A 23481-nucleotide genomic window follows, 5' to 3' on the forward strand; every position below is an offset into this window, starting at 1 on the left:
GCTTCATCGGACATTCCCCCATCCATTGATTAATCTATAAAAATTTTTTAATAATTAATCTTTCCCTTTTCATACTCAGGCAGTATTCCCATCTAACCTGCGAAAGAACCATCTCCCATTCTGAACATCCCGGGGGGTACAATTATTTCGATCCGTATTCCCTTCCCGGGACCTCCTGTTTCTTTTATGGAGATATTCGTAACGGACAGTACCTCTTCTATCAGGAAGAGATCGATTCCGGTATCGGGATCGCCACCCCTTGAAAATATCTTCCCCTCCGACTCTTTCGGAATACCCCCGCCGTCGGTTTCGAAGATTATTTTAAGCATCTCTCCTTCAGTCTCCGACTTCAGCGAAAGCCTGGTTGCTTCCTTATTGTAGGAGAGGAGTTTCGAGACCATCTCTGCAAGGGCCTTTTCGAGAAGATTGTCTGTAAATATCGATATTCCTGATACATCGAAATCCTTTTCGAGATGCGCAGTGTTTGTATGCGATATTGCAAAGATAAACGTCTTCTCAAAGTCGTGCCACTCTGGGGGCGATATTCCCAGACCCTGGTAGTTCTTGGCAAACTGGATGATCCTGGTGATTTTATCAAGATTAAACGCCTGTTTCCCGAGAAATTCCTTCTGTTTTTCATTCTCTGAAAGATCGGTTGTAAGCTGGAGATAACCCTGCTCGCAGAAGAGATAATTTTGTATCTCCGAGAGGGTCACATTATTCAGAATATTGAGCTTTTTTGCAGCCAGTGCAAGGGCCTCGTCCTTTTGCCGGGTCTCTGTAATATCCCTTCCCACAGACTGGAATTCGATAAAATTTCCATTCTCATCGAAAATAGCCCTGTTCGACCACGCATGCCACCGCACTCTTCCGTCCGGAAGAATGATCCTGTGCTCCACAGATATGCCGGGACTTTCAGGTGTCAGTTTCTTAATATGCTCTTTGAGCCATTCCATATCCTGTGGTAATATAAAAGAGGATATTTTTTTACCCGCAACACTCTCTTTTTCAAGGCCGAAGTAACTGCAGAATGCATCGTTTGCAAATTCTATCGTAAAATCATTATTAAACCTGCATATGAGCTCGGTCTGGTCCTCAACGACATTCCTGTACCTCCTCTCGCTCGCTTCAAGTCTTTTTAATGCGGTTACCCTTTCGCTTATATCTCTTGCAACAGCAAGGACGACCTTTCTTTCACCGAGGACGAAGAAATGAAGAGATATTTCAACAGGGAATACGGAACCGTCCTTTCTCAGGTATTCTGTCTCAAGGATCGCATTTCCGTCTTTTTTGATTATTTCGGCGGCTCTATCGAGATCAGCCTTCCCTTTTTCCGAGTGGACTTCAGGAGGAGACAATGACATCAGCTCATCCTCAGAATAACCGAGCATCGCCCATGCGGCCCTGTTTACAGAGATTATCGCCCCCTTTTCATACGGAGATTCTGCGGATATTAGAAATACGGCATCGTTTACATTGTCGAATATCTTCCTGAATCTTTGTTCGCTCTCGAAAAGTTTTGCAGTGATCTCTTTTCCAGATTCCACCTCCCTTAAGAGCTCTGATGTCTTATCCCTAACTCTTAATTTAAGGATATGGTTCCATCCGGCCAGGAGGAGCATGCAGAGAAGAATGGCCCCCATAAATATAAACAGCGGTGTAAGATCCCTCTCCTGCATTTCAGAAATACCGTACCACTTCGTATCTATCGATTTGTACTCGTCCTCAGAAATACTGTCGAACCCGCTGTCGATAAAATCAATCAGGAGGAAATTTTCCTTAAGAACAGCCCTGTGCACATGACTGGTATACAGCGGTTCTGTACGCCTGAACTGGTCCTGCAGTCCTGATTTATAGAGATAATAGTCAGCCTGGGGGGAGTCCATAACGAATACGACCACATCTCCCTCCTTTGCTGCAAGAATAATGTCCTCATAACTGTCATATTCGGCAAAGTCAGTGACGCCTTTCTCCACCAGGTAATCATATGAAGCGTCGCCGGATAAGACAGCGACAACAAAACCCTTCAGCGAGTCGGGTCCGCTGATCCCCGAAATTTCGCTGTTAAAATAAATCGCCGATTCTACTTCCGCATATGGTTTTGAGAACTCATACTTTTCAGCTCTCTCAGGTGTATACATGGGAGTTTCAAGCACACCATACTCCCCGGATTCAAATGCCGCCTGCGCATCCGCCCAGGACATCCCGGTTATATCAGCTTCTATACCGGTCTTTTCCTCCCAGAGTTTCCACTGGTCGATGCTTATACCCTGCAGATCCCCATTACCGTCCCTGAATGAAAAGGGGGGATAATTGTCACCCGTAACTATTGTGATGACATCGCCGGAGTAAGCCGTATCGGCTGCCGATACCTGCGCCGGTATGATCAGAAGCAGAAAAAATACAGCTGCCAGGAAACTTCCGGTAATCCTGCTATTAATCCCACCTGCATCCGCCATACAGAAACCTCACCTTTCGGGCAGTCACGGCCTCCCCGGCATCAATTAACATCACAATGCAAAATACCCGGCTGCCCTTGATGAAAAAAAGTTAAAATGAAAGGAATATAAAGGTATCATTTGTTCCATATTTCCTCTTTTCAGCCCTTCAAAAATTTGATTACATCGGCAAGCCCGGCCCTTTTGCCGGTAAGCAGCATTCCCATCCTGAATATCCTGGCTGAGAGCTTTGCCGCGACATATATGGAGATCAAAAGTATTGCAAGGCTTGCGGCGATCTCCGGATAAGATACGTCCCCTGTCGAAAGCCTGAAAATCGTGATGAAGGGTGCCGTATAAGGGAAGTATGTAAGTACAGTAAGGACAGGCGAATCGGGAGCGCTCACTATGAACTCGGAGAACGCCACGGGGATAATGGCAAACATCGTAAATATCATCGAGGACTGCTGGGCCTCGGCCGTGGTCGTCGATATCGCCGCAGTGCATGCAATGGAGATTGAATAGAGGAAATAGCCGAGTATAAAATAAACCAGCACCGGGACGATTATCCATGAAATGCCGATCCCTGAGATCAGTCCCGAGAAGGGGGAGAGAAGAAGAACGGAGGCCACCATCGCAATCCATACCCCCATCTGCAGGAGACCGACCGCACCGTACCCGAATATCTTTCCCCTGAGAAGCTGGTCTGCGGATACCGAAGAAAGGAGCATCTCCCCGCTCCTGTTCTCCTTCTCCTCCCCGATACCCTGCATAAGATAGCCGGACGAGGTTATAATTGAAAACACGAGCATAAAGGCAAGGATCATCGGAATTATAAATGCCCCTAGGGGTTCATTCTCCGCCACATTGCCTTCGTCATCGAGCTCAACCGTCTCTGTCTTTTTCACAGGATCGATTATCCTCTCGGATGTGGAATACGGAAGACCGGCATTATTCACGATGCTGCTGCGGATGAACACCCCTATATCGCTGTAGTCAATGCCTGCAACAGGGCTCTTTGTTGTATAAACGGTCACCGCCCCGGTATCCGGGTAGTCCGCCTGGAGAACGAAAAAGTCCGTGATCTCCCCATTTCCTACTGCCGCTTCGGCGGAAGACTCGTCCGGGTATGATATATAGCCGTCACCCGCTGTGAGAATTCCGGCATAATCGACAAAACCCGTATCCTGCTGTTCCGTGTCCCCTATAAGGCCGGGCATCTGGGAGAATGCGATCCCGAATACCAGCATTAAAAGAATCGGAAGCCCGAATGTCCCGAATAAAAAGCCCTTCCTCCGTACGGTCTTTGAAAATTCATGGCGTGCTATTACTGCCGTTTTACTGCCCATCTTCAGCAACCTCGATAAATATGTCGTTGAGCGACCTTGCACCGACCTCGAACTTCTTTATCCTGACGCTGTCGACAAGTTCTCTCAGGATATCCTGGGTATCTGCACCTGATTTTATCACGAGCTCCGCATGGCTCTTATAATCGTTTATTGAGACTATCCTCCCGCTGTCGAGTTCAGGCAGCACCCCCTCATAGCCGAGGCTGACGGAGTAACCGAAGCTTTCCCTGATCTCGTTGATCCCCCCGTAGAGGACGATTTTACCCCTGTTCAGCATGAGGAGGCGATCGCACATCCTCTCTACCTCGTCCATCTGGTGCGTGCTCATGATAATGGTCATCCCCTCCCTGTTCAGCTCGAGCAGGGTGTCCTTTATAAGTTTCTTGTTCACCGGATCAAGGCCGTAGAACGGTTCGTCAAGAATAAGGATCTCCGGGGTGTGTATGACCGCGATTATAAACTGCAGTCTCCTTGACATTCCTTTGCTGAGTTCACCCACCTTTTTGTTCCTGTAATCCGACAGGTTCATCCTGGAAAGCCATGTTTCGGCTGCAGGATCGGGATCGGCCATTCCCTTCAGGGATGCAAAGAACCGGATACACTCCCACAACTTTAGTTTTTTGTCAATTCCTCCCTCTTCGGGGAGATAGCCGATCCTGTTCTTGGTCTCCTCGGAAAACGGGGCGCCCAGAACAGAGACCTTTCCTGAATCCGGCCTGAATATATCCAGGATGATCCTAATCATAGTAGTCTTTCCTGCACCGTTAGGGCCTAAAAGCGCGAAAATCTCACCTTTCCTCACTTCAAAACCGATATCAACGAGTACAGGCTTTTTATCGAATGATTTGAAAAGCCCCGACAGTTCAAGGACAGGAATTTCGCCGTCCGTCTTCCCCACACTCTTTACATCATCCATAATGCTGACGATTAGTATTTGATCCGGGGCATGATAACTGCACTGCAGGTTTTAATTCCGTGTTTAATGAAGTTCAGCCCCGGACAACAGAAAAATTCGAACGAAGAATGAATATAAGCGATTAACTCCCGCCCGGTTATCAACGGTTGACCAGCCGATTCAATTCTTAAAGATTAAGTCACCCTCGTTCAATCTACTATTATAAGATGATATCCGCCCTTTACGTCGATGACGAAGAACTCCTGCTTGTTGTTGCAAAAGAGTATCTTGAAAGAGGCGGAGAATTCCGGATTGATACTGCAAAATCGGTGAATGAAGCCCTGATGATGATTGAAGGGAACAGCTACGACGCCATCATCTCCGATTACCAGATGCCGGGAAAGGACGGTATAGAGTTTCTCTCCGAGATAAGGGGTGCCGGAAACACCATACCTTTCATATTATTCACCGGAAAGGGACGCGAAGATGTCGTCATACAGGCTATAAACAACGGTGCGGACTTTTACATCCAGAAAGGCGGCGATCCCAGGGCACAGTTTGCAGAACTGGTTTACAAACTTAAGATTGCGGTCGACAGGAAGTTCAAGAAAGATGAGATCGTCCGCAAAAACAGGGAATTACGAGAGATCAACAGCAAACTCGAATTCGCCGAGAAAGAGCTGAAGGACAATCTCGAGGATGCCCACAGGAATAAAGCGGAACTTGCAGAGAGTCTTAACAGGCTTCAGCAGATTATTACATTTCTTCCCGACCCGACATTCGCCATAGATAACGAAGGAAGGATCATCGCATGGAACAGTGCAATGGAGGTGCTTTCCGGTGCAAAGGCCGAAGATGTCATGGGCAGGGGGGACTACGAACACTCTTACAGGCTTTTGGGGCGAAGACATCCGATCCTGATAGATCTCGTAATTAACCCGGACCTGAAGATAAAATACAATCATTCACCTGTGTCCTCCTGCGGGAACAGAATTGTATCCGAAGGTTTTTTCCCTGTTTTCGGGGTGGAGAAAGATGTTTCGAAATGGTTCACCTCATCGCCCCTCTACGATATAAACGGGAATCTCGCCGGTGCGATAGAATCGATCAGGGATATTACCCACATAAAGAAAACCAGCAGGCTGCTTGAAATACAGCGGGACCTCGGTTTTTCTCTTGCCGGCAATTCAACATTATCCGGTTCAATAGAGGCTGTTTTAAACTCCCTAAGCGAACTTGACGGTATAAATGCCTGCGGAATATATCTTGCAGATACGGATTTGGGGACGTTGAAACTCGAAGCATCAACAGGAATATCCGAAGAATTCAGGGAAAGGGTTTCAGTCATGGTGCTGAAAAATCCCGGCAGTTTTTTTGATACGGGATCCGCATGCACAAGAACCGGGGACGTATTTATCCCGGAATTTGATGAAAAACGGATCGGTGACGAGGGGATAAAGTGCTTCCATGCCGTAAGGATCGTATATAAGAATGAAATCCTCGGGCTTTTGGTCTGTGCCTCAAAGAAAATAGATGAGATCCCTCCTGATATTAAAACCTCGATTGAAAACCTTGCTACACAGGCATCTGGGGCGATATTCAGGAGCCGTATTAATGAGGAAATGAAAAGAATGAGGGAGAATTTGGAGAGTTTCTTCAACGAGATCAATGATTATCTTTTTATAACAGATACCTCCGGCATCATTCTCATGACGAACTCGTCGCTCCAGAAATATACAGGATATAGGGATGAAGAACTTCACAGACAGCATATATCCACTATCCACCCTCCAGAATTCAGGGATGAAACCGGGATCATCCTCAACGGGATTACAGAAGGAAATCTCGGGTCGCATTTCATTCCCGTTATGACAAAGGAAGGAGAAATTATCCCTGCAGAAACAAGGGTAACCTTGGGTACAATAGGTGGAAATAAAGTAATATTAGGAGTTTCAAGAAATATTTCGGCTCTAAAGGAGGCTCATGACAGTACTCTTGAAAGCGAAAGGCGTATGAGAGCGGTATTTGACCAATCCTTCCAGCTTGCAGGCATTCTTGACAGAAAAGGAAGACTTTTAAATGTCAACAGGACCGCTATGAAGTATGTCGAGGGGGAGCCTGATGACTATATCGGAAAATACATATGGAACACAGAATGGTGGACGGAACGGCTGGACCTGCAGGACAAGATCAAAGACGCAGTAAGTATGGCCGCCGGGGGGGTTACGGTAAAATCCCAAACTGAAATCACAGACAGGGACGGATTTTTAAGACTTCTCGACTTTTCCATAAGACCGGTCAGGGATGAAAACGGAGAAATCATCTATCTTGTTCCAGAGGCAGCCGATATTACCAGGAGGAAGAAAGCTGAAGATGCCCTGATTCAGGCCAACCACAAACTCCTGCTGTTAAACAGTATTACAAGACACGACATACTCAACAGAGTAACCCCGGTTCTCGGATTCCTCGAGATTGTAAAGGACAATGCATCGGATCCTGATCAGTCCGAGATTCTTGAGAAATTGAAGTCCCAGGTTAAAGACATCGAAAATCTCATCAAATTTACCGGTTTGTACGATAAACTAGGGGCATCGGAGCCTTCGTGGCAGAATCCCTCCAGGATACTGAATTCACTGAAAGCCCCTAAAGAGATTGCAATAAAGAATTCCCTGCCAGCGATTGAGGTCTATGCAGACCCTATGTTTGAAAAAGTCTTCTCAAATCTTCTCGGCAACTCACTGATGCACGGGAAGAGGGTATCGGAGATATCTGTTTCGTGCAGAAGAACGGACGAAGGCATATCCATATTCTGGAAAGACAACGGATGCGGAATTCCTGAATGTAACAAGGAGAAGATATTCCTCCGCGGTTTCGGGGACAATTCCGGCCTGGGCCTATTCCTCTCAAAAGAGATACTGTCCATTACAAACATCAGAATACAGGAATGCGGAAAAGAAGGGGAAGGTGCCGTTTTTGAAATAATCATACCGCCTGACGGCTGCAGATCCGTTAATAATCCGGAGAAAGAAAATATCGAATATCTTTAGGTTTTAGTTCTCAATTCCTTCTATATATTTCCAGGCTTCGTCAATTGCGGATATATCGAAGTACTTTTCACCGAAAAGGAGCCCGTCAGCCTTAACCAGCAATTCTTCGGCCTTCGTCTCTCCGACTATCGCCATCCTGTCGAAGTGCTTCAGATTCCTTAACAGCCAGGAAATGTCTTCGTAAAATGCCCGGACTGTCTCATACCTGCCGGTTTTGATTACAAAAAGCCAGCTGATTTTCCCGTATCTTTCTATAAGTTCGTCGAGCTGCGGGGTTATCTCGCTGATATCGTTCTCACTAATCTCGCCTGAAGCTTCAATCCCGATAAAATTTCCATGGCTTCTTTCAAGAATTTTCAGCATAAAGGTCCCTCCGGAGAAAGATTATAGAGACATATGATATAAAACCGTTTTGAGATGTATCAAATATGGATTGCAGGATACAATAATTGAAGCATAATACCGCATTATATTCAGTTTTCCTCTACATTAGTCCCTTTATCTGTTTTAGGGTTGGGATCATGAATACGGCAGAATGATTAACTGAAAACTATAATGAATCATTACGCAGATCCCGATAATTGTCCTTGCAGCCGTACTTGTCCTCATAGCCGTGAGGAATGTGTTGCCGGTGCGGCTGAAAATATGGCATATCATGACCGGAGGAGCACTGGCGGTGCTTTTAACAGGCGGGATCTCCCCGGTGGCAGCTTTCGCGTCGATCAACCCCGACGTGATGATATTTTTATTCGGAACATTCGTAGTCGGGGAAGCCCTCTCCGAAAGCGGTGTACTTGTCAGGGCTTCGAATAAAATATTCAGGAACACAAAAAACCCTTCTGCGATCGTCCTCCTCCTGGTGTTTTGCGCCGGAATCCTCTCGGCGCTGATGATGAACGATACCGTTGCGATCATCGGAACGCCGTTCGTCCTCTCGCTGGCGTTCAGGACACGGCTTTCGCCCGAGATGCTTCTTCTGGCCCTTGCGTTCTCGGTCACCACCGGGAGTGTAATGAGCCCGGTCGGAAATCCCCAGAACCTGCTGATTGCGATGGAATCGGGGATCGAAAACCCTTTCGCGGTCTTCGCCGCATACCTGGCGCTGCCGACAGTCATCTCCCTCTTCCTGGCTTTTGCGGCAATAAGAATCTTCTTCAGGAGCGAATTCGGAAAATTCTGCTCTTTTAAGATTGAAGAATGTTCGATCGACAAAAAGCAGGAGAGAATCGCCCTCATCGGGTTTTTCATCCTTGCAGGACTTATCGTGATCCGTATCCTCGCCGGCTTCCTTGGCTCCGGATCGCTCTTTCCGCTTACCGCAATCGCACTTGCCGCCGCAGTCCCGGTGATCGCTCTCTCGAAGAAGAGGGTGGAAATTCTGAAGAACATCGACTGGCAGACCCTCGTCTTCTTCGCGGCTATGTTCGTCCTGATGCAGAGTGTATGGGACACCGGGATACCTGCAGCGCTTGCGGAAGGTGCACCGGGGATCTTCTCGTCTGTGCCGCTCGTAATGTCGCTCGGGATTCTGGCATCCCAGCTGATATCGAACGTTCCGTTCACTGCTCTCTTCCTCCCGATGATTACAGCCGCAGGGGCCCAGGAGAATGTCATGATGGCTCTTGCCGCCGGGAGCACGCTCGCCGGAAACCTTCTAATCTTCGGGGCGGCGAGCAATATAATAATCATCCAGAATGCCGAGAAGATCGGGCATACGATCGGCTTCCTGAAGTTCGCCGCCGTCGGTGTCCCCCTGACGATCGTTCAGACGGCGGTTTATCTCGTTTTTCTCGGGGGGTTTTGAGACCGGATATTCACGATCTCCCACCCCCACCACTACAATTATCCTCATGGCAAGCCAAATTATAACGAATGGACTCATTCGAGCTTGCAATAAGAAATACAGTAGAGGTTGTAACCGAAGACGAACTCCGGGCAGTGATGGCACAGCCCGAAAAGAGCGTCTATGCCGGATACGAACCCTCGGGCGAGATCCACCTCGGACATCTCGTCACAATAAACAAACTTATGGACCTTAGGGATGCCGGGTTTAAGGTCGTCGTTCTCCTCGCAAATCTCCATGCCTTTTTGAACCAGAAGGGGACGATGGACGAGGTCAGGGAGCTTTCCGACTACAACCGCCGGTGCTTCGAGGCAGTCGGCCTCAAGGGAAAAGGAGTCGAGTTCGTTCTCGGAACCGACATTCAGCTCACGTCCGAATATGAACTCAACGTCCTCAGGCTCTCGCAGGCGATAACGCTCAATCGTGCGAAGAGGAGCATGGACGAGGTCGGAAGGAACATGGACGCACCCCGCGTCTCCCAGATGGTCTACCCGATCATGCAGATGGTCGATATCCACACGCTCGGCGTCGATATGGCGCTCGGCGGAATCGACCAGAGGAAGATCCACATGCTCGCAAGAGAGTATCTCCCCACAATCGGCGCAAAGGCTCCGCTCTGTATGCACACTCCCATCCTGAACGGCCTCAACGGTAAGAAGATGTCGTCGTCAGAAGGAAACTACATCTCTGTCGCGGATTCGGAGGATGAGATCAGGAAGAAGATGAAGAAGGCGTTCTGCCCGCCGGAGATCGAGGAGAACCCCGTGCTCCAGACGCTCAAATACCATGTCTTCCCGAGGATGAGCACAGTCACCCTGAAGAGGCCGGAGAAGTTCGGCGGCGACCGCGAGTTCGCATCGTACGAGGAGTGCGAAGCCGCATATGCCGCAGGAGAGATCCACCCCGCCGACCTCAAGGGCATGACGACCGAAGGTCTCATCGAGGTTCTCGCCCCCGCAAGGGAATACATGAACGAATGAATATAATCCTGTAAAACAATCCTTTTTTTAATAAACCGAGGCATTACGAATGAAGATCCTTGCAATAAACGGAAGCCCGAGAACGGTCGGCAGCACGACGAGGAAGCTTGTCAGGATGGTGCTCGACGGAGCGGAAGAAGAAGCCGGCGCCGAAACTGAAATAATCGACATCTGCGACTTCCAGGTAACACCGTGCACGGCCTGCGACGGATGCACCCTCTCGGGAGAGTGCGTCTATAATGACGATGTCCCGTCCGTAATCGAACGGATGAAGGAGGCAGACGGAATCATATTCGCATCCCCTGTCTATATCGACAACGTATCCGGGCAGATGAAGGTCTTCTTCGACCGCCTTGCCGATGCGATACACTACCAGATCCTTGACGGAAAGTTCGGGTGTTCGGTCGCGACAACCCATACGTCCGGCGGGGAAGAGGTAGTTTCGTACCTGAACCACGTCCTCAACTATCTCGGCGTAATCTCGGTTGGCGGGATCAGCGTCGCAACCGGGGGAGATGCGGGGGAGCTCTACAATAAGGAGGACGAAGCCGCTTCTCTTGGGAAAAAGCTGGCCGAAGCGATAGCATCAGGATACTCCGATCCAGTACAGGAGGCTGAAATCTCCGAAAACCGCGAATTCTTCAGGGATATTGTTATCGAAAACGGGGATTTCCGCACCGAAGATTACGAACGGTGGGTCAAAAAAGGCTGGATAGAATAAATACCATATCTCATATTTTGCCGTCCGGGAACCGGAGGGAAGAGATAATCTCCTCCACGATATAATCCGGCTTTAACTTACTTTAAAAACAAATTTCTCATCAGGCCTTGAGTTTCCTGATGGTATTGGCGATGAACTGGGCCTCTGCCGGGGATATGAACTGCACTGCATTCTTTTCCACGTGAGAGGCAAAATTTTCGATATTTCCCGGAGAGATCTCCGTGAATTTCGTACCGGTCTTTCTCGCCATATCGTCAGCAAAGTCGCCGGCAGCCGGGCCGAGCTTCCTTGCAAGCGTGTTTATTATCATCTTCTGGTACCTGTTGTAGTCCGGCATTTCTCAGCTCACTCCCCGGATTCCTCGTCACGATCCGAATCACGATTCGCTTTCGACATGTAGTACTTCATGCTCACGATCATCCTCTGGAAGGACTCCGCGAGATCGCCGATCTCATCCTCGTTTGTGATCTCGATCTCCGTATCCTCCATATCGCCCATGCTCACCCTGTCCGCCACGTCACGAAGCCTGTGAAGCGGTTTTGTAATCGAGGCGGCAAAGACAAACGAGATTGCTGTAACGATCAGGATCGTCAGAATCGTGATTATCAGGACCGTATTCTGGGTCGACATCTCCGAAGTCTTCATCGAGATCTTACCCTCGGCTTCGTCCAGCTTCTCCTGGATCTTCTCTTCGGTCTGCTTCGAAGGCCCGGAGAACTCATCCGTGTAGACAGTCGCTCCGATTCTCAGGAAGACGTTGTCTGCCGTCGGAGCCTGTGCAACAACAAAATACCCGTATTTGTCCCTGACATCGCCATTCTCGTCGGTCCATGTATAATACCCGGAGGTATCGATATATCCCCAGCCGCTCTGCAGGAGCTTGTAGTATTCGGGATTTGTATCCTTTTTATCGTGAAGATCGATCCCTTCGTCGGCGGTGTTCCTGTGGAACAGGATTACAAGGGTATCCGCATCCATGCCTGTAGTAAACCCGGTCTCTCCCACATCCTGGACTACAATCGACCTGAATTCCGTATCGTTCCTCAGGTCGGCGATCGTCATGTCCGGGTGCTCTTTAATGTATATCTCGACCTGCTTCGCAACGTCCTCCGCCTTAACCTTCATCAGTTCGGCACCAAGAGCCGTTAGTGCATCCGTACTCTCTTCAATCGAGATCTCACCGATGCTCCGGGCTTCACCAGCGATTTCATTGCTCAGGTTGTTCGAGTCCTGGAGGGATATCATCCCGAGAACACCAAGCGGCACTACCGAAAGAAGAAGCATCACCGCGAGGAGTTTATACTTTATTGAAATTCTCATAAAACCACCAGTTCCGAATCTGCCATGAATTGATCGAAAAATCCCATAATCACAAAACAGGCACGAATCAGTACTGAAAAATAATTTCCAGATTTAAAAAATATACTTTGCCAATGTAGAATATATTTTCTATGTTAATACCAGTAAAAAATGATTGAGAAATTTATTTTATTCAGTTGGGTTTTCTAAAATTACGAAGTTTGTACGAGGCTTATCTTCATGGAACTATATATGATGATAGAGTCAATTCGTAAACAGGAACATAAGGACCGGTGAAGAATCTGGACAGGGACAAATTACTCGAGAAATTCGACCGCGAGGTCGAAAAGCTCGGCATCAGGCTGAAGGAGGCAGACGAGTTCAAGGTCATGGAGAATGTCTTCGACGACGTAACCCTTCTTGCACTCTACAAGCTCGTCAACAAGAAACATATCTCTCTTATCGGAGGCTCGATCTCGACCGGAAAGGAGGCAAACGTATTCTACGGCGAGGACTGGGAGGGAAAGCCAGTCGCGATCAAGATCTACAGGATACAGTCGGCAAGCTTCAAGACTATGAGCGAATACATCGCCGGAGACCCGCGTTTTTCATCGGTTCGAAAATCCAGGAAGGAGATCATCTTCGCCTGGACTAAGAAGGAGTACTCAAACCTCATGAGAGCGCACGATGCCGGAATCAGGTGCCCGAAACCACTCCATTTCGACAGGAACATCCTCATCATGGAGCTCATGGGTGAAGGAGAGACCCCATACCCACAGCTGAGAGCCGTCGATCACGATGAGATCGACATGCAGGCAGTCTACGACGAGGTAATGGAATCGATCGACACGCTCTTCAACAAAGCTAACCTTGTCCACGCCGACCTCTCTGAGTTCAATATCCTCTTCGACGGAGAACACCCGGTTATAATCGATATGGGGCAGGCCGTGACCCCCGATCACCCGAAGGCGATAAAATTCCTTGTCCGCGACATCCGCAATATAAACCGGTTCTTTAAAAGATTCTGCAATATAAAAGACGAAGAGGAATTCTTCAAAAAGGTCGTCGGCGAGCACCGGATGACACCCTGATCCGGCACCATAACTTATCTGGGTGGATCAGTTACCGGCCCGTCTCCAGGACCCCGGCGGAATACCGATCCCGAACACCGCACCTTCCCCTTCTTTTCCACATTCCCGGATCGTGATATCGGTAATCCCGAGAATTTCAGAGACAAGGAAAAGGCCGTAGCCGTGAATTCTGCCGTACCCTGGCCTGAATATCAGCACTTTTTTATCCGCAGGAACACCCTGGCCGTTGTCTGCTATACGGATTATGAAATCGTCCTCCGACTGCTCCCCGGAGATCTCCAGCCGGGTCATTCCTTCGGCATGGATGTAGGCATTTGAGATTATATTGCAGAACGCCTTTCCAAGCATAGGATCCCCTAAAATCTGAATAGGAGGGAGGTTTAAAACAACTTCAATCTCAGCCGGATAGTCCCTCACAGAGAAACATTCCGAGATCAGAGGGGCAAGATTCTGCCATGCAGGCGGTGAAACACCCATCTCCTGGTAGTCGCGGGTAAACTCTATCTGCCTCTTTATCTGGTCCACCGCTTTAATCGCAGGAGAAAGCTGCACTTTTAACTCAACATAGTCCTCCATTGCAACCTCAAGATAGTAATTGGCAACCATAATCTGGTTGAGTATATCATGCCTCGTGATGCTCGACAGAAGAACGAGTTTTTTAATAGCCTTCGATAGAGCCTCTTCCGCCTTCTTCCTGAGTTCAATTTCATCGTCCCTTTCTTTCAGGGCCACCTCGAGAGCGGAGTAATTCCTTGCATTCCTGATCGCAAGGCCGCATAAAGGAAGAAAAAGCCGGATGGTGCTCAGGTAACCTTCGCAGTCGGACGGGGTGTCCAGCCCTTCAACCGAAAGAACTCCGACGATCTCACCCCATACGGATACGGGAAGGATAAATCCGCTCCTGGAGATCTTCTCTGATATCTCCGGCAACTCCGACCCGCGGAGTTTATCAAGTCCCGATTCAGTTCCAACCCCCTGCTTAAGCTTCGATACGGATGTGACGATGCCTTCCGCGACTGCAACGTAGACCACCTGCTCCGGTGAAAAGATCGTAGAGATCAACTCTATTGTAGCTTCAATTACGTTTTCCTCATTTTTCAGTCCGACGAGAAGCCCGAGCATATCCATAGCCACAAGGGAATCGGAATACTTCCTGTCAAGTTCGTTCTTTTCGGCTTCGGATCTCTCTACCGCCCTTTCCATCTGCCTGTAGCCTGATTCGTACAGCCTGGATGCGAGACTGTTTTCAAAGAAATCGAGACCCATCCTGGCGATCTTCACCGGAAGACCGGTTATCTTTCCGGCTACATGAACGAACTCAGGATCAAAGGCACCCGAGCCTGTGTCCGGGACGACTATCTGAGTTATTTTCCCGTCCTTTATGCAGAAATTCCTGACAGAAGAGAGATACTTTTCATTATCCAGGGATTTGGACGGGAGTACAAAGCAGCTGTCAGCTTTATCCGGCCCGAAAAAAAGACCGGGAGGGAGCAGAAGATCCATACCCTGTTTTGTTTCAATCAGCCTTCCGTCGAAGCAGTCTCCGGGAAAAGAATTTTCCTGGCATGAACATGTAAGAATACATACATAACCGTATTTTTCAAAGACCCTTTCAACCGCATTCCTGAATACCGAATCACAACAGCATCCGGTGCCGCATTGCTGTGGAAAAACCTCTACAGTGAATGGAGAAAAGATCTCTTTCAGTAAAGCAGGTTCCACGGATTCATAGAGCCTTTCACATATATAGATGCCCGTCGGCCGGAGAATGCCCCCTTCATAAGTCTGCCTCATCCGGTTTCACTAGTTATATGATATTTTTAATTATTATCGACAATAAGATTTACTGCTACGAATTCTTACTTTGAGAAAAAAATAGAATTTTACCGGCATTTCCGCCTTTCAGGCGGAGGTTTCGTTTGCTTCAATTCCGGGAATTATCACCGGTCCGGGCCCCATGTAGCGCTCGGTTATGTTCACTGCACTCCAGAGGAAATCCTGGAGGTTGTTCTCAGAACTGCGGCGAAGGTTCTCGTAGACAAATTTCAAATCTTCCTTGTCCGTAGCCGCCATGGCATCATCGAGACTTTTTATCTGCATCTCCTCAACTGTTACGGAATTGTTCAGGGCGTCCTGCGCCGTTGCAGAGCCGGAAGACACCATTCCCGTATACAACTCCTGCAGGCTTGTATTGGTAAACATTCCGCGTTCATCCCTTACAGGGTTCTCAAGCCCGTATCTTTCCATAAGTATCTCCATAGAATCGAGATCCGCCTGCCCTGAACCGGCTGCATTCAGGAAGCTTCTCATTCCCCAGATATCGAAATACATGAGACTGAGATCACGCCCGATCTTCTCCTCTTCCGCTATATACAGGATATCCGCCGTCTCCGTTCCGGTCAGCTCCCCGACCGGATATTTGTCAAGCCCTGTGGAGATATAAACCGACAGGTTGTTGCCATAGTATCCTTCCCTGAACGACGGACCGGCTGCAGGGCCAGGACCCTGATCGGAGCCCGAACCTAGGCCCCCCGGGCTTCCGTTGGCAGCCCCGGGATTTGCCTCGTTCTGGAGACATCCGCAGGTTATTACGAGAGCGATTGTGAGAAAAAGCGGAATTATGATTTTTATTTTATTGATATGCACAGCTTTCATTTTACCTCTCATCCTGATCATTGGTTTGAATACACATATTGGTTACGGCGCTATTTCCACTGAAAATATACAGAAACCGGAGGGGAGTTTATGAGCCGGTAATCCTGTCAAACTCCTCCTGCGACAGAAGAACAGGGCCCGGTTCAAGTGCAGGCTGGAGAACACCCAGGTTACGGATAAACGCACGAAGGTGGTTTTCAGATCCGTTTCTCAGGTTGCTGTACACAAGTACCAGATCCTGTTTGTCCGTCCCCGCGATCGCTTCGTCAAGATCCGTGATATCCAGTTCTTCGATATAGGCCGAATTAGTCAGGGCATCGATCTCTGAAACCGAACCTGAATTTACAAGATCGTCATATGCCGCCTGCAGGCTGGAGTTCGTAAAAACACCCCTTTCATCGGTCACAGGATCTTCAAGCCCGTATCTCTCAATCAACAGCGCCATTGAATCCATGTGCGTCTGTTCGGAGCCGGCGATGTTTGAAAAGACCTGAGACCCCCACTTGTCGTAATAGTACAGGTAGGCATCCCTTGCAAGCTTCTCCTCCTCGGCCATATAGAGAATCCACTCCTCCTCTTCGGCTGTCAGGCTGGTGAGAGGATAGGACGCAAGTTCCTGCACGAGATTTCCTGTATTCACCTGCCCGTAACCGCTTCCGTTCTGCCCCCCCTGGCCTCCCTGGCCATACCCGTAACCCCCGTAGCCTGCAGTTCCGGCATTATTTGAATTCCCTGTTCCGTACTGCATACAGCCGCATGATCCGACAAGCACCACCAGGACGAATACCATAAACGCCATTTTTGCATTTTTAAATCCCTTAGACATCTCGATCAATCCGATAGAGACGGCGGAGATTATATTATTTTTGCAGTCACCAGGATCATATTTCTGAATATTTTGAAATATCTGAATATTCATGTTATGTCAATGAATAGATCATACAGATAACGATGACCGGAAAGTCTGATTCATGCGGGTGCTGCAATGAAAATGAACGATGCTGCATAGAGGCTGTGGTTTCGGTCGATTCAAGAGGACAGATTGTCCTTCCGAAGGAGATTAGAGACCGTGCAGGAATTGAAAACGGTGACCGCCTTGTCCTTATAGGATGGGAGAAAAACGGAGCTGTTTGCTGCCTCTCGCTTGTGAAAACCGACAAAATAACAGGAATGGTAGCCGATTACCTGGAACCTATGATGAAGAATGTCGCCGGAAGAAAAAATGAGGACTAGGACAATATGACGGAAAAAGGCATAAAAAACCTGGTTCGCGAGAACTATGGAAAAGTTGCCCGCCAGGAGAAGAACAGCTGCGGGTGCAGCCCGTGCTGCTGCGGGGCGACGCAGTCCGCCGAAGAGTTGAGCATGAAGGCAGGCTACTCGGGAGACGAGATCTCCGAAGTCCCGGAAGGTGCTAATCTCGGCCTCGGGTGCGGAAACCCGGTCGCGATCGCATCCCTGAAAGAGGGTGAGACGGTCCTCGACCTCGGCTCAGGGCCGGGATTCGACTGCTTCCTTGCCGCGAACAGGGTCGGGAAGAGCGGCCGTGTTATCGGGGTCGATATGACGCCGGACATGCTGAAGCGTGCCCGAAAAAACGCTGAAAAGGGGGGATATACTAATGTAGAGTTCAGGCAGGGCGAGATCGAAGATCTCCCGCTCGAAGACTGCTCTGTCGACGTGATAATATCCAACTGCGTAATCAACCTGTCGCCCGACAAACAGGCGGTATTCAACGAGGCGTTCAGGGTGCTTTCTCCCGGGGGAAGGATCAACGTATCCGATATCGTCGTCACAGAGAGGCTTCCTGATTTCATCAGCGAATCCGGGACCGGGTATACCGGGTGCATTGCAGGGGCCCTCCTAAAAGATGAGTACCTCGGGTGCATTGAAAAAGCTGGTTTCAGGGATATTGAGATCGTATCCGAAGCGATCTTTCCCCTCGATCAGTTCACGAGCGATCCTGTCGTGCAGGATATTCTCAAAGATGAGGGTATCACAAAAGAACGACTCGCAGAGATAGAAAAGACCGTTCTTTCGGTTAAGGTTCGGGCCTATAAAAAATAACAGAACCTTTTTTGGAAATGATAAAATTTATCTTCTGAAAGCAGATTTCCGTTTTTATTCGGATCAACAGGGATATCTATTTATCTGCGGATGATAATCTCATTTTCTGGTATTTATGAACGGATTATCAGGCAGATCCGGAATTCACATTGCAGGATCATCTGCAATTGTTATCATTATTCTTCTGGCATTTCAGGTGGGCGTTGTCGCCGCGGGTGAAGCGGGAGATATCCAAATATCGCCCGACGGGCTCGGGTACAGGTTCGAGCAGGACGGCTGGACTTACCTTCATACCGGAGGGTCCCCATACGAAAGAGGTTTTCAGCACGGCTACCTCATGGCGCCCGAGATCGAAGAGATCATGAGCAGTCTCCGCTACCTGACATTTTACAATACGGGAATGGAGTTCGACTTCTTCGCAGAAAGTGCAGTTGAGATGTATCTCCCGACTATCGATGAGGAGTATATCCTGGAGATCCAGGGGATAGCAGACGGGGCGAACGCAGCGGGCACGAACGTTACGTTCCAGGACATACTCGGCTGGAACTCCTACAAGGAGACGGTCGGATACTGGTGGCCGATTGTCAAATCGGGCGTTTATGCCGGCATGGAGGACGAGATGGACGGGTGCAGCGCATTCATCGCAACCGGGTCAGCCACCGAAGACGGGGATATCGTAATCGCACATACCACATGGACCCCGTATGAGCGGGCGAGATTCTTCCATGTAATCTCCGACTTAAACCCCGATACCGGAAACTCCATCCTGATGCAGACAGCCCCGGGGCTTATCGACAGTTCCACTGATTTCCTCGTAACCGGCGCCGGACTGATGATAACAGAGACTACGATCAGCGGCTTCAACAAATACGAGACAAATAAAACGCCCTCTTTCATGAGGCTCAGGAAGGCCGCCCAGTACGCAGACGATCTCGATTCGTTCGTAACGATTATGAACACGAACAGGAGCGGCGGGTTTGCAAACAGCTGGCTGGTCGGCGACGCGAAGACCGGCGAGATAATGAGATTCGAGCAGGGCCTCAAGTTCTTCAACGTCTCGAAGACGACGGACGGATACTTCGTAGGAGCGAATTCGGTCGAAGACCCCATGATCAGGAATCTCGAATGCTCCGGGCTCGATCCATCAGAGATCAGGGGCAGTGTAGGTTCGAGAATGGTCCGTCTCCCTGAACTGATGGAGGAGTATGCAGGGGAGATCAATACGGAGAATGCAAAGACGATACTCTCGGATCATTACGACGTCTGGCAGGAGGAGGAAATACCGTCATCAAGAACGGTCGAGGGTCACTATGAACTCGATCCAATCCCGGCATACAACCGCGAACCCTACAAGCCTTCGGGCTCCTACGACGGAAAAACAACTAACAGCAGCATGGCGATGAATATGTCGTTTATAGCCCGGTGGGGTGCACCGTCGGGAATCGGATTCGACGCGGACGCCTATCTCGAAGAACACCCTCAGTTCGGCTACCTCGAAGGGTATCTCGACTCCTTCCCGGTTTGTTCGTGGAATTTCTTTGAGGCCGGGGAAACAGTTTAAACTTTTTTCGAATAAACTTCCCAAACACGATCAAAAAAAATAATAATGTAAAGCAGGATTATTAAACATGAAACAAAATTCTGGAATTTTGGTATTCAGTGCTTTTTTGGTAATTCTGGCGGCAGCATTCGTGCTTTCGGCAGGATGCACCGGAACATCCGATGAAGGTGCACAGGGAACAGCAGTTCAGACAACGGAGCAGACGATCGTTCCGACCGAAACTGCAACCGCAGAAGCAACACCTGAAGAGGCAAGGGAACTCTCCGGAACAGGCAGCGGACAGGTCAGCACGGACCTCGACGCAGGAGTCCACCTTCTCGTATTCAGGCAGAGCACTCCCGAATCGGGCCGTATAGAGATTTCAACTGAAAAAGACTACATCTCACTGCCCTTCGGCTTCAACGAATCCGCAGCTGACACGGCAATGGATGGCGGCATGTACGTCTGGAGCCAGGAGTTCATGATCGACGACAATGCAACTACTGAATTCAATGTAACCGCTCCTTCAGACTGCTCATGGGAGATAGAAGTCTCCTTCCCGCAGGCGATAAACGGAATCGTGCCCCAGACATTTACAGGAGCAGGCAACCAGGCAACTCCGTTCTTCCAGATCAACGCAGGAACGTACAATGTCTCGATTGCAACCGGGAACAACACGTATGTCGCTGTTCACCTGATCGACTTCGACGGAAACCCGCTCATGGAAGATGAGATCGAATATCCGCTCGCATTCCACGAGGGTACATATGACGGTTCGGTAATTGTCGGAGTCTCAAACGACAACAACTATCTCTTCAATGTGGTCTGCGACGGGGAATGGACGGTCACAATCGAAGAGGCAGCGTCTGAACTTTAGGTACTAAAATAAAACCCTTTTTTTGCTAAAGATCAACTTTCTCCGGCTTTATCTTCAGTTAATTCATTATTCCGGGAATAATCTCTTAATACAACCCGCCTGAGCGTTTCGAATTCATCAATCGAGATATTGCCTTCTTCTTTGAGCCTGGAGATCCGTTCCAGGAGCTCGATCTTTTTCTCAGGTGCCATGATCAAAGATGACTCACGCTCTTTCTGGCGCTCCTCTATAAATCCTGTTGCGAGAATAGCGGAAGGAAGTGCAAGGAGGAGCACCCCTGCAATGGTAATCTCCGAGCCCAGTATCTTTCCCAGAACTGTTACCGGAAATATATCCCCGTATCCTACCGTGGTCACAGTCATCATCGCCCACCACATTGCCCGCCGGAATACTGGAAATATTCGCCGGCTGGGCCTCGTATTCAACGAGATACATTATCGTTGACGAGAAGAGGATGATAAAGACCAGGAAGAAGATCATTATTGTAAAGATCTCCTTTTTCTTGAAGATCACACGCCTGAGGAGTTCAAGAGACCCGGAATGCCGTGCGTACCGTTCCAGCTTAAATATCGACAGCAGGCGGAATATTTTGAGCATTGCAAAATCCTTTACAAAGACAAAAGGGAAGAACAGCGGGATAATTGATATCAGGTCGATTATCATGAAAACACCCGTTGCATAATGCAGTCGCTCCGGCGTAATGTTGGTGCATTGGTGCATGACCAGAGCCTGAGTATGTATTCTGCGGCAAATATCAGCAGGCATGTGGTTATCATGAAATTGAGGACCAGAGTGTAATTCCGCTCTATCTCTGGCACGGTGTATATTACGACAAGAACAGTATTCAGGAGTATCACTATCGCGAGAAAAGCCTGGACAATGAAGGCCGTCCGGTCATCGCCGGGTGGTTTTTCAAGTATCTAATAGACCCTGGATTTTACACGGGTCCTCTTCTCATCAGGATTCATGTAACCCTTCCTGCCGATTGCCTGAAGAGGGGAAGAACCATGCCCCGGGACCGTTCATACCAGTAATAAAATTCGATACCACATAAATCCTGACATTTTCAGCGGAAAAATACAGGACTAAAAAGGAAAATTATCAGAATCCTGCAACCGGCTCTCCGTCAGTACTGTAGTCCGTCCGGACATCCTTCACTGCAAACATCAGCACAAGACCGAGAATCTCCACGACCATAAGGAAGAAGAATGCCACGTCAAAGGCCTTAGCCATATCCTGCAGCGGAAGCGTATGTGCGGACACCTCCGCCATCTTCGGCCCGACGGCGGCGGTCACGACAAGCATGACAAGGGCGACACCGAGCGACGACCCGAGGTTCGTCATCATCTTGATGAGCCCCGATGTCGAACCGCGTGACTCGGGGGGGGATATTCCCATTACCGCACTGTTGAGGGGAGCATAGGCAAAACCGGTTCCTGCCCCGAGTAGGAAGAGATAGATCTCCGCGTGGCCGACGTTCGAATTGGCGCCCAGGGTCGATATCAGAAGCAGGGCAACTGCCGCGACAGCGATTCCGAGAATAATGGGCTTCTTCGTCCCTATGACGTCCGAGATTCTTCCTGCAATCGGAGATGTGAGGATCATCCCTATCGGGAGTGCAAGAAGGATCATCCCGGCATTGTCGGTCGGGATTCCCTTGACAAGTTCGAGATAGAAAGGCATGAGCAGCATTACCCCGGCCATGCAGAGCTGGACGATCATTATGTTTATGTTCTGGATCGAAAAGGCACGACTGGAAAAGAGACTGAAGTCGATCAGGGGCTCCGGGGCGCGGCGCTCCCTGATATAGAACAATGCCCAGAAGATGAGTGAAACTACGAGAGCCCCTGTTGCGGCTGTCGCCGTTGCCCCCTGTAGTGCAGTCAGGCCGAATACCAGTGTCCCGAGTGCTATGAAGACCAGGGCGGCGCCGGGAACATCGAGCCGTGCGCCGGGCGAAGCCGGGTCAAGACGCGGGAGGACATGCAAACCCAGAAGTATCGCAATTATTCCGACAGGCACGTTTACGTAGAATATGTACTGCCACGAAAGGACCGTGGTCAGGAATCCGCCGACAACAGGGCCAAGAGCCGCCCCGAGCATCGTGAACATGGCGACCAGACCGAGCGCCTGCCCGCGGAGAGAAGAAGCAAGATACGAAGTGACCATGACCGACCCGAGTGCAGCGATGACCGCACCGCCGACCGCCTGGAGCATTCTTGAGAGAATAAGAACGTCGATCGCCGGTGCAAGGCCGCAAAGGGCAGATCCGCAGGTGAATATAACAAAACCTCCGATAAAGATCTTCCTGTATCCCCTGACATCCCCGAGCCGGGAGGCGGCAAGCAGCAGACTGACAAGGACGATCAGGTATGCGTTCAGGACCCACGATACGGTCACGGTCGATACATCGAAGGCCTTGGCGATAGTGGGAAGGGCGATATTCACTATCGTTGCATCAAGACCGGACATAAATGATCCAAGTGAAATAACGAGGACGATAAGGAGCTCTTTCGGCGACATCTTCTGCCGGGCAGGAGGTTCAGACATAATAAATCTTTAAATGTTGTTCAGGTATTTTAATCATTCATAATTACTGGGCGAATTGAAGAGGAAGCAAACCCGGGCCGGTTATACCGGGTTTTAAGCACCGGGCTGATATTCATCGCACCGCAATCC

General features: G+C 49.3%; 20 protein-coding genes and 1 pseudogene. 9 read left to right on the top strand and 12 right to left on the bottom strand.

Annotation, left to right across the window (positions count from 1 at the left end; genetic code table 11):
• Window positions 1–92 precede the first annotated feature (92 nt).
• The 3 genes from MPET_RS14125 to MPET_RS14135 all read right to left on the bottom strand — a co-directional run bounded on the left by MPET_RS14125 (window position 93) and on the right by MPET_RS14135 (window position 4703).
• Window positions 93–2459, bottom strand: coding sequence for a PAS domain S-box protein (locus tag MPET_RS14125; RefSeq protein WP_013330715.1), 2367 nt, complete (start codon window positions 2457–2459; stop codon window positions 93–95).
• 140 nt (window positions 2460–2599) lie between these two features.
• Entirely contained in the window at window positions 2600–3787 is a 1188-nt protein-coding gene (locus tag MPET_RS14130) for an ABC transporter permease (RefSeq protein ID WP_013330716.1), read from the bottom strand.
• The gene (locus MPET_RS14135) at window positions 3777–4703 is read right to left on the bottom strand and encodes an ABC transporter ATP-binding protein (protein ID WP_013330717.1); all 927 of its coding nucleotides are present in this window, start codon (window positions 4701–4703) and stop codon (window positions 3777–3779) included. Before MPET_RS14135 ends, MPET_RS14130 begins: the two co-directional genes overlap by 11 nt.
• Window positions 4704–4909: 206 nt before the next feature.
• Between MPET_RS14135 and MPET_RS14735 the strand changes: the two genes are divergently transcribed.
• A complete protein-coding gene (locus tag MPET_RS14735; protein WP_013330718.1) occupies window positions 4910–7729 on the top strand; it encodes a PAS domain S-box protein in 2820 nt (939 codons plus the stop codon).
• Between the two features lie 3 nt (window positions 7730–7732).
• Here MPET_RS14735 and MPET_RS14145 read toward each other — a convergent pair whose 3' ends face one another.
• Entirely contained in the window at window positions 7733–8092 is a 360-nt protein-coding gene (locus MPET_RS14145) for a SpoIIAA family protein (RefSeq protein ID WP_013330719.1), read from the bottom strand.
• 268 nt (window positions 8093–8360) lie between these two features.
• On the opposite strand from MPET_RS14145, the gene MPET_RS14150 reads away from it, so the two are divergent.
• The 3 genes from MPET_RS14150 (at window position 8361) to MPET_RS14160 (ending at window position 11273) form a co-directional block, all read left to right on the top strand.
• Window positions 8361–9533 carry an SLC13 family permease gene (locus MPET_RS14150; RefSeq protein ID WP_225353828.1) on the top strand — a complete coding sequence of 391 codons (1173 nt, stop codon included), beginning with the start codon at window positions 8361–8363 and terminating at the stop codon, window positions 9531–9533.
• 68 nt (window positions 9534–9601) lie between these two features.
• On the top strand, window positions 9602–10552 hold the full coding sequence (locus tag MPET_RS14155; RefSeq protein ID WP_013330721.1) for a tyrosine--tRNA ligase: 951 nt from the start codon (window positions 9602–9604) through the stop codon (window positions 10550–10552).
• 49 nt (window positions 10553–10601) lie between these two features.
• Window positions 10602–11273, top strand: a complete 672-nt coding sequence (locus MPET_RS14160) for a flavodoxin family protein (protein WP_013330722.1) — start codon at window positions 10602–10604, stop codon at window positions 11271–11273.
• A gap of 100 nt (window positions 11274–11373) precedes the next feature.
• Here the strand turns inward: MPET_RS14160 and MPET_RS14165 are convergent, their stop codons facing one another.
• Both MPET_RS14165 and MPET_RS14170 read right to left on the bottom strand, forming a co-directional pair.
• Complete coding sequence (locus MPET_RS14165) at window positions 11374–11610, bottom strand: hypothetical protein (protein WP_013330723.1); 237 nt, start codon at window positions 11608–11610, stop codon at window positions 11374–11376.
• Between the two features lie 8 nt (window positions 11611–11618).
• Window positions 11619–12593 carry a HAMP domain-containing protein gene (locus MPET_RS14170; RefSeq protein ID WP_013330724.1) on the bottom strand — a complete coding sequence of 325 codons (975 nt, stop codon included), beginning with the start codon at window positions 12591–12593 and terminating at the stop codon, window positions 11619–11621.
• Window positions 12594–12865: 272 nt separating this feature from the next.
• Between MPET_RS14170 and MPET_RS14175 the strand changes: the two genes are divergently transcribed.
• Window positions 12866–13663: a serine protein kinase RIO gene (locus tag MPET_RS14175; RefSeq protein ID WP_013330725.1), complete on the top strand. Its 798-nt coding sequence runs from the start codon at window positions 12866–12868 to the stop codon at window positions 13661–13663.
• A gap of 27 nt (window positions 13664–13690) precedes the next feature.
• Here MPET_RS14175 and MPET_RS14740 read toward each other — a convergent pair whose 3' ends face one another.
• The 3 genes from MPET_RS14740 to MPET_RS14190 form a co-directional block, all read right to left on the bottom strand.
• Window positions 13691–15457 (bottom strand): ATP-binding protein, encoded by a 1767-nt coding sequence (locus tag MPET_RS14740; protein WP_013330726.1) that lies wholly within the window; start codon window positions 15455–15457, stop codon window positions 13691–13693.
• Between the two features lie 108 nt (window positions 15458–15565).
• Entirely contained in the window at window positions 15566–16318 is a 753-nt protein-coding gene (locus MPET_RS14745; RefSeq protein WP_013330727.1) for a DUF2202 domain-containing protein, read from the bottom strand.
• 88 nt (window positions 16319–16406) lie between these two features.
• Window positions 16407–17144 (bottom strand): DUF2202 domain-containing protein, encoded by a 738-nt coding sequence (locus MPET_RS14190; RefSeq protein ID WP_048131208.1) that lies wholly within the window; start codon window positions 17142–17144, stop codon window positions 16407–16409.
• Between the two features lie 125 nt (window positions 17145–17269).
• On the opposite strand from MPET_RS14190, the gene hgcC reads away from it, so the two are divergent.
• From hgcC to MPET_RS14210, 4 genes are all read left to right on the top strand, one after another.
• Window positions 17270–17551: an HgcAB-associated protein HgcC gene (hgcC, locus tag MPET_RS14195; RefSeq protein WP_013330729.1), complete on the top strand. Its 282-nt coding sequence runs from the start codon at window positions 17270–17272 to the stop codon at window positions 17549–17551.
• Window positions 17552–17557: 6 nt separating this feature from the next.
• On the top strand, window positions 17558–18385 hold the full coding sequence (locus tag MPET_RS14200) for an arsenite methyltransferase (RefSeq protein ID WP_013330730.1): 828 nt from the start codon (window positions 17558–17560) through the stop codon (window positions 18383–18385).
• Between the two features lie 115 nt (window positions 18386–18500).
• Window positions 18501–19946, top strand: a complete 1446-nt coding sequence (locus tag MPET_RS14205) for a C45 family autoproteolytic acyltransferase/hydolase (protein WP_013330731.1) — start codon at window positions 18501–18503, stop codon at window positions 19944–19946.
• Window positions 19947–20013: 67 nt separating this feature from the next.
• Window positions 20014–20802: a hypothetical protein gene (locus MPET_RS14210; RefSeq protein ID WP_013330732.1), complete on the top strand. Its 789-nt coding sequence runs from the start codon at window positions 20014–20016 to the stop codon at window positions 20800–20802.
• Window positions 20803–20834: 32 nt separating this feature from the next.
• Here the strand turns inward: MPET_RS14210 and MPET_RS15630 are convergent, their stop codons facing one another.
• The 3 genes and pseudogenes from MPET_RS15630 to MPET_RS14220 all read right to left on the bottom strand — a co-directional run bounded on the left by MPET_RS15630 (window position 20835) and on the right by MPET_RS14220 (window position 23352).
• The gene (locus MPET_RS15630; protein WP_263640440.1) at window positions 20835–21167 is read right to left on the bottom strand and encodes a potassium channel family protein; all 333 of its coding nucleotides are present in this window, start codon (window positions 21165–21167) and stop codon (window positions 20835–20837) included.
• Between the two features lie 118 nt (window positions 21168–21285).
• Window positions 21286–21567, bottom strand: a pseudogene (locus MPET_RS15635) (hypothetical protein); the annotation flags it as partial.
• A gap of 336 nt (window positions 21568–21903) precedes the next feature.
• Entirely contained in the window at window positions 21904–23352 is a 1449-nt protein-coding gene (locus MPET_RS14220; RefSeq protein WP_013330733.1) for a DHA2 family efflux MFS transporter permease subunit, read from the bottom strand.
• Window positions 23353–23481 lie beyond the last annotated feature (129 nt).

It is taken from the genome of Methanolacinia petrolearia DSM 11571 (genome assembly GCF_000147875.1).
Lineage (GTDB): Archaea > Halobacteriota > Methanomicrobia > Methanomicrobiales > Methanomicrobiaceae > Methanolacinia > Methanolacinia petrolearia.